The 16304-nt window shown below is 68.8% G+C and carries 14 protein-coding genes and 1 riboswitch; of the genes, 6 read left to right on the top strand and 8 right to left on the bottom strand.

The features are described 5' to 3' along the window. The first annotated feature begins 74 nt into the window (after positions 1-74). Positions 75-494 carry a hypothetical protein gene (locus tag CIK77_RS07465; protein ID WP_087054352.1) on the top strand — a complete coding sequence of 140 codons (420 nt, stop codon included), beginning with the start codon at positions 75-77 and terminating at the stop codon, positions 492-494. Positions 495-559: 65 nt separating this feature from the next. On the opposite strand, the gene CIK77_RS07460 is transcribed toward CIK77_RS07465, so the two are convergent. The 4 genes from CIK77_RS07460 to CIK77_RS07445 all read right to left on the bottom strand — a co-directional run bounded on the left by CIK77_RS07460 (position 560) and on the right by CIK77_RS07445 (position 5587). Further along, positions 560-1885 carry a sensor histidine kinase gene (locus CIK77_RS07460; protein ID WP_087054353.1) on the bottom strand — a complete coding sequence of 442 codons (1326 nt, stop codon included), beginning with the start codon at positions 1883-1885 and terminating at the stop codon, positions 560-562. Next, positions 1882-2631, bottom strand: a complete 750-nt coding sequence (locus CIK77_RS07455) for a LytR/AlgR family response regulator transcription factor (protein ID WP_087054354.1) — start codon at positions 2629-2631, stop codon at positions 1882-1884. Before CIK77_RS07455 ends, CIK77_RS07460 begins: the two co-directional genes overlap by 4 nt. Before the next feature lie 143 nt (positions 2632-2774). Next, a complete protein-coding gene (locus CIK77_RS07450) occupies positions 2775-3431 on the bottom strand; it encodes a GntR family transcriptional regulator (protein ID WP_087054355.1) in 657 nt (218 codons plus the stop codon). Positions 3432-3754: 323 nt separating this feature from the next. After that, entirely contained in the window at positions 3755-5587 is a 1833-nt protein-coding gene (locus CIK77_RS07445) for a phosphoenolpyruvate carboxykinase (GTP) (RefSeq protein ID WP_249268527.1), read from the bottom strand. Between the two features lie 117 nt (positions 5588-5704). On the opposite strand from CIK77_RS07445, the gene CIK77_RS07440 reads away from it, so the two are divergent. Beyond that, a complete protein-coding gene (locus CIK77_RS07440; protein WP_087054357.1) occupies positions 5705-7162 on the top strand; it encodes an XRE family transcriptional regulator in 1458 nt (485 codons plus the stop codon). A gap of 70 nt (positions 7163-7232) precedes the next feature. On the opposite strand, the gene CIK77_RS07435 is transcribed toward CIK77_RS07440, so the two are convergent. From CIK77_RS07435 to glyA, 3 genes are all read right to left on the bottom strand, one after another. After that, a complete protein-coding gene (locus tag CIK77_RS07435) occupies positions 7233-8000 on the bottom strand; it encodes an LLM class flavin-dependent oxidoreductase (protein WP_087054461.1) in 768 nt (255 codons plus the stop codon). A gap of 72 nt (positions 8001-8072) precedes the next feature. Beyond that, entirely contained in the window at positions 8073-8954 is an 882-nt protein-coding gene (locus CIK77_RS07430; protein ID WP_087054358.1) for a bifunctional methylenetetrahydrofolate dehydrogenase/methenyltetrahydrofolate cyclohydrolase, read from the bottom strand. A gap of 151 nt (positions 8955-9105) precedes the next feature. Next, complete coding sequence (gene glyA / locus CIK77_RS07425) at positions 9106-10404, bottom strand: serine hydroxymethyltransferase (protein ID WP_087054359.1); 1299 nt, start codon at positions 10402-10404, stop codon at positions 9106-9108. Between the two features lie 29 nt (positions 10405-10433). Beyond that, positions 10434-10518, bottom strand: a riboswitch (ZMP/ZTP riboswitch). A gap of 77 nt (positions 10519-10595) precedes the next feature. Between glyA and CIK77_RS07420 the strand changes: the two genes are divergently transcribed. The 4 genes from CIK77_RS07420 (at position 10596) to CIK77_RS07405 (ending at position 15537) form a co-directional block, all read left to right on the top strand. Next, complete coding sequence (locus tag CIK77_RS07420; protein WP_087054360.1) at positions 10596-11756, top strand: N-acetylglucosamine-6-phosphate deacetylase; 1161 nt, start codon at positions 10596-10598, stop codon at positions 11754-11756. 332 nt (positions 11757-12088) lie between these two features. Further along, complete coding sequence (locus tag CIK77_RS07415) at positions 12089-13948, top strand: sigma-70 family RNA polymerase sigma factor (protein WP_087054361.1); 1860 nt, start codon at positions 12089-12091, stop codon at positions 13946-13948. 137 nt (positions 13949-14085) lie between these two features. Further along, positions 14086-14805 carry a DUF3105 domain-containing protein gene (locus CIK77_RS07410; RefSeq protein ID WP_087054362.1) on the top strand — a complete coding sequence of 240 codons (720 nt, stop codon included), beginning with the start codon at positions 14086-14088 and terminating at the stop codon, positions 14803-14805. A 15-nt stretch (positions 14806-14820) separates the two neighbouring features. Further along, positions 14821-15537, top strand: coding sequence for a DUF305 domain-containing protein (locus CIK77_RS07405; RefSeq protein WP_087054363.1), 717 nt, complete (start codon positions 14821-14823; stop codon positions 15535-15537). A gap of 8 nt (positions 15538-15545) precedes the next feature. Here CIK77_RS07405 and CIK77_RS07400 read toward each other — a convergent pair whose 3' ends face one another. Continuing rightward, positions 15546-16295: a GntR family transcriptional regulator gene (locus CIK77_RS07400; RefSeq protein ID WP_087054364.1), complete on the bottom strand. Its 750-nt coding sequence runs from the start codon at positions 16293-16295 to the stop codon at positions 15546-15548. Between the last annotated feature and the right edge of the window lie 9 nt (positions 16296-16304).

Genomic DNA, 16304 nt, shown 5'->3' with positions numbered 1-16304 from the left:
CCCACAGTGTGATGGGGTGCCGCCGATTCGTCGCGCGGCACCCTTTCATGCGTCATCACAAAAGGTAGGAAATCATGAAGGACACTCTCACGCGCTTCGGCCTGGTCATCTCCCTCGCGGCGGTCGGCGTCGTCGGTCTCGCCGGCTGCGGCTCAGGCGGCGAATCGGCGGACGGCGGGTCGTCGGACGCGGGCTCCGGTGAAGAGAGCGAAGCGTTCGTCGCCGACCTGCAGGAGGGCGTCGACATCGTCAACGGGCAGATCGAGGCCGTCGACGGGGCGATGGAGCAGATCATGCTCGCCTCCGACGTCGAGGACCCGACGCAGAAGTACGGCATGTGGGTCATGCCCTACTACCCGTCGGATGCCGTCGAGGAGTACATCTCCACCGTTCAGATCGAGAACGGCACCGACTTCCAGATCACAGCCACCTCGGCCGAGTCCGGCACGGAGTGGAACATGGACCAGAACGGCGACATGGCCGAGGCGGAGTAACTCTCCCCCTCCGCTTCACGGCGGGTTCTCGGCGCTTCGGCGCCTGGAACCCGCCGTTGTTCGTCTCAGGCGGGACGCGGCAGCAGGATTCGCACCGTGAACCAGTCGTTCTCGTGCCGGAACGAGATCGAGCCGTCGAGGTCTTCGACGATGCGGCGCATGCTCTGCGTGCCGAAGCCGTGGCGGGAGCGGTCGGGCTTGGTGGTGCGCGGCAGCCCTCTCACGAACTCCACCTCGTGATCCCAGTAGTTCTCGATCCGGATCATCACGAGCCCGCCCTGGGTGAACACGGACACCTTCAGCAGCCGCTTGTCGATGTCATCGATCTGCCGACACGCCTCGATCGCATTGTCGATCGCATTGCCGAACAGCGCGCTGAGCTTCGGCAGCTCGACGAAGTCGACCGCCTTGCCGTCGACGACGTTCGTCATCGAGATGCGCTCCTGCAGGCACTTCTCCATCTTCGAACTGAGGATGACGTCGAGCACGCGGTTGCCGGTCTTGATCTCGGTCTCGTAGCCAGTGATGCTCGATTCCAGGTCGGTGAGGTATTCGCTGCGTCGCTCCGGTGACTCCTCGGCGCGGATGGCTTCGACGTAGTAGCGCAGGTCGTGGTGCATCCGGTTCAGCTCTTGGATGTTGCGCTTCGACTGCAGGTACTGCTCGTGCTGCAGCTGCATCACGAGCTCGGTCTCCGCCAGCGCCATCGCCTTGTGCGTCTCGTTGCGGTGCCCCTGCTGGGTGTACAGCGCCACGAAGCCCGCAAGATCGACGAGCGTGCGGATGTAGAAGATGTCGGTAGGGCTGTTGCCGCTGAACGGGGTGGTCGTCAGCACGAAGCTGAGGTTGCTGACCAGGAAGGTCGTACCGGTGATGGCGATCGACGAGATCAGAGCCCTGTAGCTGACGCCCAGGCGCTCGCGCGGCTGGATGTTGCGTCGCTCGATGATGTGCGCCAGAGCGAAGCACGCGCCGTAGCAGGCCACCAGCAGCCCCAGGGATCCGAAGAACGGACCCGTGCCGAGCTCGGGGCTCGGCACCTCGGGCATCCAGTGCACCCACAGCTGCCACTCCAGCGATGCGACGAGCTCGGCCAGCACGAACGCCCGGGCCGTGAGGTAGCCTGCATCCCGCCCCTGCAGATCTGTGGCGAACCGCACGAAGCCGTACATCACCAGCATCGAGGCGACCATGCCGAGGGTCCACAGCCCGATCGGAAGCCTGTCGGCGAGCAGCTGGACGCCGATCAGCGCCGGCAGCGCTGCCACGATCAGAGAGATCCACGCCCACAGGCGGAAGCGCCGCCGCATCATCAGGATGTAGCACAGCGCCGCTCCCCACTCGGCGAGGCCCGTGTACCACCGGGGGATGTCCGGCAGCAGGTCGGTCATACGAGCTGGCCGCCGATGTAGTTCGTCAGCCCCTCGAGCAGCCCCTTCTTGCGCGATCGGCTGATCCGGATGGAATCACCGTTCGACATCACGCAGTCGTCGCCGTCGACCTGCACGACGTGCTTCAGGTTGACCAGGTAGCTCGAGTGCGAGCGGTAGAAGCTGCGCGGCGAGAGCAGGTCGTCGAATTCCTGAAGCGTCGCGCTGAACGTCTGCGGGCCGTTCACCGTGTGCACCCAGATCTGGTGACGACTGCTCTCGATGTAGACGATGTCGCTGATGTCGACGCGGCGCGGCGCCGAGCGCGGCCCGACGAGGATCGAGGTCTGCTCGACCCGGCCCAGCTGGGCGATGCTGCGGTCCATCTCGCTGGTGACCGCGAACATCGACACCGGCTTGAGCAGGTAACTCAGCGCCTGCACTGCGTAGCCGTTCACGGCGTACTGCGCCGTTTTGGTGACGAAGATCAGAATGACCGACGTGTCGACCTTGCGGATCTCGGCCGCCGCCCGCATGCCGTCGATGCCGGCCATCTGGATGTCGAGGAAGATGATGTCGTACTGGGGCTGGTACCCCTCGATGATCGCGGCGCCGTCCTCGAACTCGCTCAGCCGGATGGTCAGTTCGTTGTCGGTCTCGTAGGTGCGCAGCATCGTCCGCAGCCGCTCGCGATCGCGGTCGTCGTCCTCGACGATCGCAATGGAGAGAGTCGATCGCTTGTGCGGTGAGGACCCGGCGGCACGCATACCCAAGATTTTAGCCGCCGAAGCTGAGCCCGGGCCATGCAGCTCAGGTGCGTGAAAGGCCCCGAACGGCCCTGATAGCGGCAGTTTCTCGCACCCGCGCGGCGGGGCGCGTTCCTCGCGGCAGGTGATCGACGCTGAGTCGTCTAGGAGCGCTGGCGCAGCATCTCGATGATGCCGTCGAGGTGCACGCGCGTCGCCTGCTCGGCGGCGTCGGCGTCGCCGGCCACCACGGCGTCGATGATCGCGATGTGCTCGGGCGCCGACCTCGCGGCCCGCCCCGGCTCGTATGCGAGCCGGAACTGATGCCTGGCCGACTGCGCGCTCAGCCGCTCGAGCAGGTGCGCAGCGGTGGCATGGCCCGCGATGTCGCGCACCCTGCGGTCGAGGTCCTGATTCAGCCTGGCGTACCCGACGAGGTCTCCCGCCCCTACCGCAGCGGCGATCTCCTCACTCAGCCCCCGCAGGTCGTCCGCCTGCTCGTCGGTGATCCTCGCTGCCGCCTTGCGCGCCACGAGCGTCTCGAGCCCGATCCTGGCCTCGACGATCTCGATCGCCTCGCCCACGCTGATCGCGCGCACCCGCGCCCCTCGGTTGGGCAGTCGCTCGACGATCCCCTCCGCCGAGAGGTTCATCAGCGCCGACCGCACGGCCGCGCGCGATGCGTCGAAGCTCTCGCTGAGGTCCGCCTCGATCAGCCGCTGGTTCGGGGCGAAGCTCCCGTCGAGGATCGCGCTCCGGATGACCTGCGTGAGGTCACCCGCATCACCCTCGGGTCTCGTGCTCGTCTCGACCGTCGACATGCGCCGTCCTTTCCCCCTGCGTGCGGGTCGCGCCGGTGCCTCGTCGCGCCGACTTCCCCCTTCGACGCTACCGCGCCCATCCGGATTGTCTACGAAATCTGCCCACATTATTGTCGCAGATCCGGATGATGCGCCTGCTCACGCGAACGTGTCCCTGTGTGCCGAGTGTGCCCATTGCAGGCGAACACCAGTGACGCACTCGAACGCACAGAGCACGCTCGACGACATGAAGCGGCCCGCTCCCCGGATCGGAAGGGGGAACGGGCCGCTGGTGACTCACCCCGGCGTGCGGTCCGGGTGAGCGGGCGAGGACCGGAGTGCGGTCAGGTCCTCGCGGCTTCAAGACGGCGCCTGAGACCGGCCAGCTGCTCGCGCAGCGCTGCCGGAACTCGATCGCCGAAGGTATCGAAGAACTCCTCGGTGAGGTCGGCCTCGGCCGACCAGGTGTCGGTGTCGACTCGGAACAGCTCCCGAAGGTCGTCATCGGGAACGTCGATGCCCGTCAGGTCGATTGCGCCCGGCTCCGGCAGCCCCCCGATCGGCGACTCGACCGCAGCGGCTTCGCCGCGCAGTCGCTCGGCGATCCAGGCGATGACCCTGGAGTTCTCGCCGAACCCGGGCCAGAGGAACCGGCCGTCGTCGCCCTTGCGGAACCAGTTCACCTGGAAGATCGTCGGCGGGTGGGAGACGCGCGAGGCCATGTCGACCCAGTGCCCGAAGTAGTCGGCCATGTTGTAGCCGCAGAACGGCATCATGGCGAACGGGTCGCGGCGCAGCTCACCGACAGTGCCCTCGGCCGCGGCTGTGCGCTCCGACGAGATCGTCGCTCCCAGGAACACGCCGTGCTCCCAGTCGCGGGCCTCGACGACGAGCGGGACGTTGGTCGCGCGGCGCCCGCCGAACAGGATGGCGTCGAGCGGCACGGCCTCCTCCCAATCCGGCGAGATCGTCGGCGCCTGCGACGCGGCGACCGTGAAACGCGAGTTCGGGTGCGCTGCCGGGCGCCCGGAATCCGGAGTCCAGTCGTTTCCCTGCCAGTCGATGAGGTGCTCAGGCACGTCGTCGGTCAGACCCTCCCACCAGACGTCCCCGTCGTCGGTGAGCGCGACGTTCGTGAAGATGACATTGCCCCACAGGGTCTCGACCGCCGTGACGTTCGTCGATTCGCCCGTGCCGGGGGCCACGCCGAAGAAGCCGGCCTCGGGATTGATCGCGTACAGGCGGCCGTCGTCGCCTGGGCGGATCCAGGTGATGTCATCGCCGAGCGTCTCGACGCGCCAGCCAGGCAGCGTCGGACGCATCATGGCGAGGTTCGTCTTGCCGCACGCGGAGGGGAATGCCGCAGCCACATGGTAGGCGCGCCCAGCGGGGTCGATCACCCGGATGAGCAGCATGTGCTCGGCGAGCCAGCCCTGATCACGGCCGAGAACCGAGGCGATCCGCAGCGCGAAGCACTTCTTCGCGAGGATGGCATTGCCGCCGTATCCGGAGCCGAAGGACCAGACCTCGAGTGTGTCGGGGAAGTGCGCGATGTACTTGTCATCATTCGACGGCCACGCGACATCCGGCTCATCCTGGTGCAGCGGGCGTCCGACCGAGTGCACCGTGCGCACCCACTCCTGCCCGTCGGCGATCAGTGCGGTGACCTCGTCGCCGACACGGGTCATCAGTTCGATCGACGCGACCGCGTACGGGCTGTCGGTGAGCTGCACGCCGATCTGCGAGATCGGACCGCCGACCTTGCCCATCGAGAACGGCACGACGTACATCGTGCGACCGCGCATGGATCCGGCGAACTTCGGCCGCAGCGTCTCGTGCATCTCGTCGGGCGCGACCCAGTTGTTGGTCGGTCCTGCGTCGTCACGGCGCTCGGAGCAGATGAAGGTGCGCCCCTCGAGGCGGGCGACATCACCGGCATCGGAGCGGGCGAGGAACGAGTTCGGGCGCTTGGCATCGTCCAGCCGGATGAGCGTGCCCTGCTGAACCATCTCGTCCATGAGCGCGTCGTGCTCGTCTCGGGAGCCTGACACCCAGTGGATGCGGTCGGGCTGGGTCAGTTCGGCGACCTCGTTCACCCAGGCGAGGAGCTCGCTCATTCCCGGACCCGCATAGCCGGGCGCAGGCTTGGTGGTCGGAGCGGGCGGCGCCTGGGTCATCGTCATGATGCTCCCTTCCGTATGAATGAGCGGTTGCACCCACTCTGGAGGACATCCGGCCACTCTTCAGGCGATTCGACTTGATAAGAAGGGCGGTTCTTTAGATAAGGTGAAGGAATGACTCCCCTCACGGACACGCGATCCGGGCTCGAGCTGAAGACCCTCGGTCACCGCATCCGGCACTACCGCCTCGCCACCGGCTTCACACTCGACGAGCTCGGCGCCAAGGTGGGCGTCGCAGGCAGTCAGCTCAGCCTGATCGAGAACGGCAAGCGCGAACCCAAGCTGTCGCTGCTGCAGGCGATCGCCGAGGCGGCGGAGACGAGTGTGAGCGACCTGATCTCAGGCGAGCCGCCGAACAGGCGCGCGGCGCTGGAGATCGAGCTGGAGCGCGCACAGTCCAGCACCGTGTTCCGTCGCCTGGGGGTGCCGGCGGTGAAGGTCACCAAGTCGATGTCGGATGACACGATCGAGTCGGTGCTCGGCCTGCATCGCGAGCTGCAGCGTCGCGAGGCGGAGGCCATCGCCACCCCCGAGGAGGCGAGGCGCGCCAACACCGAGCTGCGCCTGCGGATGCGGGCGAAGCACAATTACCTGCCAGACATCGAGAAGCTCGCGGAGAAGCAGCTGGCCGCTGCGGGACACTCCACGGGCGCGCTCACGCACCGCACGGTGAGCATCATGGCCGAGCAGCTCGGCTTCCGCCTCATCTATGTGAACGACCTGCCGGAGTCGACCCGGTCGATCACCGACCTGGAGAACGGACGCATCTACCTGCCGCCCGCATCGATCCCCGGCGGGCACGGCCTGCGCTCGATGGCGCTGCAGGCGATGGCGCACCGCCTGCTCGGCCACAGGCCGCCCACCGACTACGCCGACTTCCTGCAGCAGCGGCTCGAGATCAACTACTACGCGGCGTGCTGCCTGATTCCCGAGACCAAGGCCGTGGCGTTCCTGACCGAGGCGAAGAAGGACCGTAACCTCGCCGTCGAGGACTTCCGGGACGCGTTCGGAGTGACGCACGAGTCCGCCGCCATGCGCATGACGAACCTGATGACCACGCACCTCGACATGCGACTGCACTTCATGCGCATCGGTTCGGCCGGCCAGATCGAGCGGGTGTATGAGAACGACGACCTGCCGCTCCCCGAGGATGTGACGGGTTCGGTCGAGGGGCAGATCGTGTGCAAGAACTTCTCGGCGCGCGACGCGTTCGAGCGCCACAATCGCACGACTGAGCACTACCAGTACACCGACACTCCTGCAGGAACGTACTGGTGCTCGACGCAGACGGGCACCCGCGACGACGGAGCGTTCTCGATCACGGTCGGAGTGCCGTTCGACGACGCGCGATTCTGGCGCGGCCGCGAGACGCAGAACCGCCGCGTGTCGACCTGTCCTGACGAATCGTGCTGCCGCAGGGCCCCCGGCGAGCTGTCCGACCGCTGGCGCGGCAAGGCATGGCCGAGCGCGCGCGTGCACGCGCACATCTTCACCCCGCTCCCCCGCGGAACCTTCCCCGGCGTCGACGACAGCACCGTGTTCGAGTTCCTCGACCACCACGCCCGCTCGTAGCCCGCGAGCCCGCCGAGTGCCTACGTTCCTCGCGAGTGCCTATGCAGTTGCGTAGGCACTCGCGGAATTCCTAGGCGCTCGCGAGGGAAAGGAAGGCCGCGTACTCGTCGAGGTCGTCGGACGAGGTGATCGCGCGGAGCACGACCTCGTCGACCGCTGCGGCGTACTCGGCGAGACGCGGGGCGATGTCGCCGTCGGCCACGACGGGAAGAACCGTGTCGCGAGCGCCGAAGCCGAGGCGGGCGAAGTGCCGCTCGTAGGCGGGGAACGACGCATATCTGTCGGCTTCCGCCTCGAGTCGGCCTCGGGCATCCGGATGCACGTTGGCACGCGCGTAGAGCACCGCAGACGCAGCCGGATCGATGTCGTGGAGCTCGCGCGCCTGCGTCGCCGCAGCCTCGGGGGTGAGCCAGCTCAGCACGGCGCCATCGGCGCGGGATGCGGCGAGTTCACGCATCTTGGGGCCGAGCGCCCCCACCGCGAGTCGAGCACCAGTGCCCGCGCGGAGCTCCTCCAGCGCCGTGGAGACGAGGTCGAGCGCACCGCGGCGGGTCTGTCCCGCGCCGATGCCCAGCGTGAGGCGGTCCTCGGGGAGTTCGAGCCGTGCGATGTCGTCGAGCAGGGCGGATGCCGGGCGGCGGTCGACAGGAATCACCCCCGTCCCGACACGAAGCGAATCGGTCTCGCGCACCGCGGCCGCGGCGACCTCCAACGCGTTGACGCCCGGCGTCTCGTTGATCCAGAGGGAACGGAACCCCGCTGCCTCGAGCCGTGGGGCGAGCGCCGCCGCCTTCTCGGCGCCGAGCGCGCCCGCGATTCCGAGGGAGATGTGTGTCATGGTCTCAGCCTTGCCGTGCCGCCGCTCTCGGTCAACCTGACCGCGCGGCTGCGACATGCGGCCCCGCGCCCGCTATGCCGCGGCGCGCTCCGCGGCCTCGACGACGTTGGTCATCAGCAGCGCCACCGTCATGGGTCCCACCCCGCCCGGGTTCGGCGACACGAAGCCCGCGACCTCGGCGGCATCCGGGTGCACGTCGCCGTAGACCTTGCTCTTGCCCGTCTCCGGGTCGTCCTCGCGGGTCACGCCCACGTCGAGCACCGCGGCTCCCGGCTTCACATCCTCCGGACGGATCAGGTGCTTCACACCCGCCGACGCCACGATCACGTCGGCCTGGCGCAGGTACTGCCCCATGTCGACCGTGCCCGTGTGCACCTGCGTGACGGTCGCGTTGATCTCGCGACGGGTCAGCAGCAGACCGATCGAGCGGCCGATCGTCACGCCACGACCGACCACGACGACGTGCTTGCCCTTGAGGTCGTAGTCGTTGCGCAGCAGCAGTTCGATCACGCCGCGCGGCGTGCACGGCAGCGGGGTGTCGATCCGCGAGTTCACGTTGAGCACGAGCCGGCCGAGGTTGGTCGGGTGCAGTCCGTCCGCGTCCTTGGCCGGGTCGATGCGCTCCAGCACCGCGTCGGTGTCGATGTGCTTCGGCAGCGGCAGCTGCACGATGTAGCCATGGCAGGTCGGATCGGCGTTCAGCTCATCGATCAGCGCGTTCACCTGCTCCTGCGTCGCATCCGCGGGAAGCTCGCGCTGGATCGAGTTCATCCCGATCGCCTCAGACTGGCGATGCTTCATCCCCACATACAGCTGCGACGCCGGATCCGCGCCCACCAGCACCGTCGCGATCCCCGGGGTGATCCCCTTGTCCCGCAGCGCCGCAACGCGCTCCGCCAGTTCCGTCTTGATCGCCGCCGACGCGACCTTGCCATCGAGCACCTTCGCGGTCATATGTTGCCTCCTCGTCGAGCACCAGCCCGCTTCCGGGCACACTGGTTACCTATCAGCATAGGGAATTGATCGTTCGATTGATAGACGCAGTTGCTGCACCGGACGAGCCGCCCGGGGTCAGCAGACGGACCAGCGTCGGCGCTCAGCGTTCTCAGGCGCCCGCGTACCCCGTCGATGCGTGCTCGACATCCGGATACAGCGGGAACGCGGCAGCGAGCTTCTCGACGCGGGAGCGCAGCGCGGCGATGTCGGGACTCGGCTGCAGCGCAAGCGCGATGACGTCGGCGACCTCGGTGAACTCCGCGTCGTCGAAGCCGCGGGTCGCCAGCGCGGGCGTGCCGATGCGCAGGCCGGACGTGACCATCGGCGGACGCGGGTCGTTCGGGACGGAGTTGCGGTTCACGGTGATCCGGATCTCGTGCAGCAGGTCCTCCGCCGCCTTGCCGTCGATCGCGGCATCGCGCAGATCGACGAGCACGAGGTGCACGTCGGTGCCGCCTGAGCGCACCGAGATGCCGGCATCGGTGACGTCCTGCTGTGCGAGGCGTTCGGCGAGGATCTTCGCGCCGCGCAGCGTGCGCTCCTGACGGTCGCGGAACGCGTCGGTCCCCGCGAGCTTGAACGCCGTGGCCTTCGCGGCGATCACGTGCATCAGCGGGCCGCCCTGCTGACCGGGGAAGACCGCGGAGTTGATCTTCTTGGCCACGTCGGCGTCGTTGGAGAGGATGAAGCCCGAGCGCGGGCCGCCGATCGTCTTGTGCACGGTCGAGGAGACGACGTGGGCGTGCGGCACGGGGTTCGGGTGCAGACCTGCGGCCACGAGCCCGGCGAAGTGCGCCATGTCGACCCACAGGTACGCGCCGACCTCGTCGGCGATCTCGCGGAAGGCCGCGAAGTCGAGCTGGCGCGGGTAGGCCGACCAACCGGCGATGATCACCTTCGGCTTGTGCTCATGCGCCAACCGGCGCACCTCGTCCATGTCGACGCGCGACGTCTCCGCGTCGACCTCGTACGGCACGATGTCGTAGAGGCGGCCGGAGAAGTTGATCTTCATGCCGTGCGTCAGGTGCCCGCCGTGGTCGAGCGACAGGCCGAGGATCGTGTCGCCGGGACGCGCGATCGCGTGCAGCACGGCTGCGTTCGCTGACGCGCCCGAGTGGGCCTGCACGTTGGCGTGCTCCGCACCGAACAGCTCCTTCGCGCGCTCGATCGCGAGGCTCTCGGCGACGTCGACTTCCTCGCACCCGCCGTAGTAGCGGCGGCCGGGGTAGCCCTCCGCGTACTTGTTCGTGAGCACGGAGCCCTGCGACTGCAGCACCGACAGCGGAACGAAGTTCTCGGAGGCGATCATCTCGAGGAAGCCGCGCTGGCGGTCTAGCTCTCGCTGCAGCACCTGCGCGATCTCGGGGTCGACCTCGGTGAGCGGGGCGTTGAAAAGCGGATCAGTCATGCGAACTCCAGAGAAAGGTGGGAGGTGATCGCATCGGCCCAGGCGCGCGGCCGACTGCCGTCCAAGTCGCTCCCCGGTGGTGTCCCACCTCCGGCGCCAGTCGCGACGCCGCAAGTCTACCGGAGCGCCCGCGCACGTTTCCGCCCGTGACCCGTCGCCCTCAAGGGGCGCGCACGTGGCACGCTAGCGGCATGGGAATCGTGATCCACTCCGCACGTCTCGTCGGCCCCGGATGCCCCGATGCGGCAGAGACCGGATGGGTGCGGTTCGAGGGCCGCACGGTCGCGTCGTCCGGCACGGGTGCCCTGGTGCCGGAGGCGATCGCGCACGGAGACGAGGTGATCGACGCCTCGGCCATCGCCGCCGGCGCGACGCTGACGCCCGGTTTCATCGACATCCATTGCCACGGCGGCGGCGGACACGCCTTCGACGACGGCGGCGACGCGATCCTGGCGGCCAGGGCGGCGCACCGTGCGCACGGCACGACACGCGCGCTGATCTCTCTTGTCACTGCCGACATCGCATCGCTCGCCCGCAGGGCCGCGACGGTCGCACAGCTCGCACGTTCGCACCCGGATGTGCTGGGCGCCCACCTCGAGGGCCCGTTCCTCGACCCCGGTCATCACGGCGCGCACGATCCGGCTCTGCTGCGCGCGCCTGAGCCTCGCGACGTCGACACGCTGCTCGAGGCGGGCGCGGGCACGGTGCGGCAGATCACGGTGGCCCCTGAGATCAGCGGCGGGCTCGACGCGGTGGCGCGCATCGTCGCGGCCGGCGCCGCGGCGGCGATCGGCCACACCGATGCCGATGCCTCGACGACCCGCGAGGCGATCGACCGCGGCGCGACGATCCTCACGCACGCGTTCAACGCCATGCCTGGTGTGCACCATCGACGCCCCGGCCCGCTGCCGGCAGCCGCCTCCGATGAGCGCGTGACCCTCGAGCTGATCGCCGACGGTGTGCACGTCGAGCCGGATGTCATGCGCATGCTGTTCCTCGCCGCCCCCGGCCGGGTCGCGCTCGTGACCGACGCGATGGCGGCGACGGGCATGCCGGATGGGGCATATACGCTCGGCACGCTCGGCGTCGACGTCGCTCGCGGCGTCGCGCGCGTGCGCGAGACGGGCGCGATCGCCGGCTCGACCCTGACACAGGACGAGGCGCTCCGCCGTGCCGTCGCGTTCGGCGCACCGCTGAACGAGGCCGTCGCCGCGCTCACCGCGGTCCCTGCACACGCGATCGGTCGCCCCGACCTCGGATCCCTCGCCCCGGGCTCCGCGGCCGACGCGGTCCTGCTCGACGGCGCGCTGCGCGTCAGCGCGGTCTGGTCATCCGGCGCCCGCGAGGTCTGACGCGAGCCGAGCAGGGGCCGGCGGGCCCGAGTCCCCCGACTCGGGCCCCTTCCGGATTCGTGCACCCCGCCGGGGCGCGGAGCCCCTCCCCCGAGACGCTCCGGCACATCCGGCGATCGGCGTTCGGCTCCTCGCGGAAACGCTGGGGACCCCTCCCCTCAGGACCCGAACGCACAACCCCTTCACACATGAGACGGCGACCGGGCCGATTCATCACGCGACTTCCGAGAAATTTCTTCCGACCAGTCGCACGCACCGCAGAACCCCGGACATCCCCGCAGAATCCGACGGTGAACTGGCGCATTGCATAACAATCGACGCACAATAGGGGGATGCGTGCCCGCGAGACCGACGACAACGAGATGACGGCTGACGCCGATCTCGTGCTGCGTTCTCGCTCCGGCGACGCCGACGCGTTCGGTGAGCTGTGGCAGCGGCACTACCGCTCCGGCATCGTCGCCGCACGGAGCATCTCCCACGATCTCGACGCCGACGACCTAGTGCAGGAGGCGTACGCGAAGGTCTTCCAGGCGATCAGGCGCGGGGGCGGCCCGACCGGTTCGTTCCGTGCCTACCTGTTCACCGCCATCCGGAACATCGCCTCGAGCTGGGGCAGGGCCAGCGCATCCGCCGCCGCCGGCGAGCTCGAAGACGTCGAAGATCCGGGCTCCAGCGAAGAGGCTGTCGACGCGGCGCTCGATCAGAGCCTCACGGTCACCGCGTTCCGTTCGCTGCCCAGCCGGTGGCAGGAGGTGCTCTGGTACACCGAAGTCGAGGGCATGAAGCCCGCAGAGGTTGCGCCGCTGCTCGGCGTGAAGCCGGGGGCGGTCTCCCAGCTCGCGCTCCGGGCGCGCGAAGGCCTGCGCGAATCCTGGATCCAGGCCCACATCGCGTCGGTTCCAGAAGACTCCGACTGCGCGTGGACGATCGAGCGCATCGGCGCGCACACCCGCGGCAATCTCGGCTCCCGCGACAGCGCCAAGGCCGATGCGCACATCGCCTCGTGCCCGCGCTGCGCCATCGTCGCCTCTGAGGCACAGGATGTCGGCAGCCGGCTCGTCATGGTGCTGCTGCCGCTCGCGGTCGGCGTCGCCGGCGCCGGCGGCTACCTCGCGTCTCTGCAGCGCGGCGGCGAAGCGGTTGCGCTGATGGCGATGCCGCAGGGCGTCGTCGAGGGTGCGAGCGTGATCGCAGGTGAGAGCGTGGCTCCGGATCTCGTCGGTCACGGTGCGGCGCTCTTCGGCCACCTCGTCGAGCAGGGCGCTGCGCTCATCGGCGCGGTGGCGGCCGGCGCCGCCGGCCTTGCGGGAGCCGGCTCATCCGGCGCATCCGCCGGGTCGTCGTCCAGCGGCGGGCTGATGACGGTCGCCGGTGTGGCGACGGCGGGAATCGCCTCGCTCGCCATCGCGGGCGTCGTCGCCGCGGCAGCCGTTCTGCCTGGCTATCTGAGCCCTCCGACGGAAGGCACCCAGTCGGCGTTGCAGGAATCGACCTCGCCCACGGGCGCGGAGATCGAGCCGGACTCAGATCTCGCCGACGCGTCGGACGAGTCGGCGAGTTCGAAGACGCCGAAGCCCGCGCCGAAGAAGCCGAGCCCCACGCCGAAGGCGACGGAACCGCCCGCCGAACCGGCTCCGTCCCCGACACGGGATGACTCCCCCGAGGCGACGCCGAGCGGTGACGAGACGCCGACCCCTGAACCGACGACCGAGCCGACGCCGGAACCGCCGGGCGACGAGGACACCGGGAACGAGGACACCGGGAACGAAGACACCGGAAACGACGACACCGGCGGCGACGGTAACGACGACGAGGATCCGGGCAACGACGATGAGGTCGAGCTCTCCGAGGACGTGGACAGCAGCAACTGGATGGGCAACAGCCCCACTTTCAAGCTCGCCGCCACAGCGACGCCAGGTGAGAACGTGCATTTCGCCGTCGAGGACACGGACAACGATCCAATTGGCCTCGCACTGGACCTCGAGCCCAACATCCTGTGCGAGGTGTTCGCGGACACAAGCGTCGTCGAGGACGTTAAGATCGCCGATGACCAGGGAGTCGCCGTCGTCGAACTGGACAAGAAGTGCTGGATGTCGCCGGATGACTCTGTCACGATCATGCTCCAGGACGACCCTCAATCGGCCGTCGTCCTGAGCCTCAAGGACATCGTCCCCGGCATCCTCAGGGGCTGAGCACCCACCCGCGAGATGCGCACCTTCACGACCTCCGGCTGTCGCTACCTGCGCGTCTCGGCGGCCTGGGGCCTGGGGCCTGGGGCCTGGGGCAGGTTCCCAGCGCCCGCGCACATGCGCGCGCATAGACTCCTCTGGTGGCTTCGAAACGATCCGGCTCCAGCTCCAGCGCCCCTCGCGGACGCAGCGGCAACCCCGCCCGCGCAGCGGAGGCCGAGCGCCTCGCCAAGCAGCGGAAGTCTGAGACCGTCAGCGCGAAGGCCGAGTACGAGGAGAACGTGCGCAAGCGCCGCCGCGGGATCGCCGCGTGGTGGGCCGTCGGCTCCGTCGCCGCTGTGGCCGTCGCTGCGCTCATCGCCTGGTCGTTCATCACGACACCGTGGAACGAATACGACATCGCGTCGGTCGACCCGTCGTCGATCGAGGGCGTGGAGACCTTCGACAACGGCACCGACCACGTCACCGGAGAGGTCGACTACCCGCAGAACCCGCCGGCCGGCGGCCCGCACAACCAGGCGTGGCTGAACTGCGGCGTCTACACCGAGGTGCAGGAGGATGAGCACGCCGTGCACTCCCTGGAGCACGGCGCCGTCTGGATCACGTATGACGCCGATTCCCTCACCGACGCGGAGGTCGAGCGCCTGCGCGAGTACGTGCCAGGCGGCTACGGCCTGATGTCGCCGTACGAGGGCATGGACACGCCCATCGCCGTGAGCGCGTGGAACGCCCAGCTGAAGCTCGATTCCGTCGACGACAGCCGCATCGAAGAGTTCTTCCAGGCCTACTGGCGCAGCCCCGATGTGCCGGAGCCCGGCGCATCCTGCACCGGTGCGATCGACGGCCCTGGTCGCCTCTGACGCTCCCGGATCACCATGCCAGACGCCCAGCGCATCGAACCGGATGACCCGGAGGCCGACGCATCATCGGAGCGTGCGGCCGGATCATCCGGATCTGCGCGCCGTCGCCGGTGGCCGCTGATCGCGTTGGCGATCGTGCTCGTCGCAGGAGCCGCGTTCGCGATCGGCCGCTTCACCACCTTCGGCGCGGTGACCGGCCCGAATGACGCCGACGTCGGATTCGCACGCGACATGCAGGTGCACCATTCCCAGGCCGTCGAGATGGCCCTGATCGAGTATGCGGCGACGACCGACGAGGAGCTGCGCTTCACCGCGTACGACATCGCGACCGGTCAGGCGGCGCAGGGCGGCGAGATGTACGGGTGGCTCGTCGAATGGGGTGCGCCGCAGTACGGCACCGACCCGCTGATGGCGTGGATGCAGGGCACCGAGCACGATCACGGCGGCGCCGTCACGCCGACCGCCACCGATGCCGAACTGCGCGACGCGATGGGTATGGCGACCGACGACCAGCTCGCCGAGCTGCGGGCGAAGGCCGGCACCATGGCAGGCGACTGCCTCTTCGTCGACCTCATGGTGACCCACCACACGGGAGCCCTGGAGATGGTCGAGGCCGTGCGCGAACTCGGCGCCGATCCGCGCGTGCACCAGGTCGCCGGCGCCATGGGAGAGACCCAGCAGCGCGAGATCGACGCGATGAACGCCATCGCGGATCGGATCGGCTGCGAGTAGCGGCAGACCTATGCCTCGTCCGGCGTGGTCCAGGTGAGCGGATTCTGGTTCCACGAGTTGCCGACCGAGACAGCGATCTTGCCCGCGATATAGCGGTCGACCGACCACTCCAGGATGCGCCCGTGCGGGTCTCGCGACACGCGGCGGTGCGCCAGCAGGGCGGATCCCCTGCCGACTCCGAGCAGCTGCGCGTCACGCGCCTTCGCGCCCTCAGCACTGAAGCTGTGCTCCGCATGCGTGAAGCGCACGCCGTGCTCGGCGAGTGCGACGGTGACCGACGGCACATCGGACGCAAGCGCCGCCACGAATTGGCCCACCCACTCCGTGTAGCGAGTGCGCTCGAGCATCACCACGTCGCCGTCGAGCGAGCGCACGCGCACCACAGACAGCACACGCGCACCGTGCGGGGCCAGCAGCAGCTGCTCGTCGAGCGCGTCGGCGATCTTCCATGCGCTCTCGATCACGTGCCCGCCGGGCTCATGTCCGTGACCGCGCGCCCACTGCGCGAAGCTGTGGAACTCGTCGAAAGACGACCGGGGGTTCGGTACGCGCACCACAGACTTCGGTCGCCCCCTGGTGCCGTCGACGATCCCCTCGGCGACGAGCTCCTTGAGCGCGACGCGCACGGTGCCGAGCGAGGCGCCGAAGCGCTCGGCGAGCACCCGCTCCGGCGGAAGCGAGTCGCCGACGCCGTACGCGCCGTCGCGGATCTCCGCGCGCAGCGCATCGGCGATGGTCCTGAACGCGAATGCCTGCACCCCGCGTCT

Source organism: Microbacterium sp. JB110, from assembly GCF_003335195.1.
Classification (GTDB): domain Bacteria; phylum Actinomycetota; class Actinomycetes; order Actinomycetales; family Microbacteriaceae; genus Microbacterium.
This window is presented reverse-complemented; position numbering and strand designations above follow the sequence as displayed.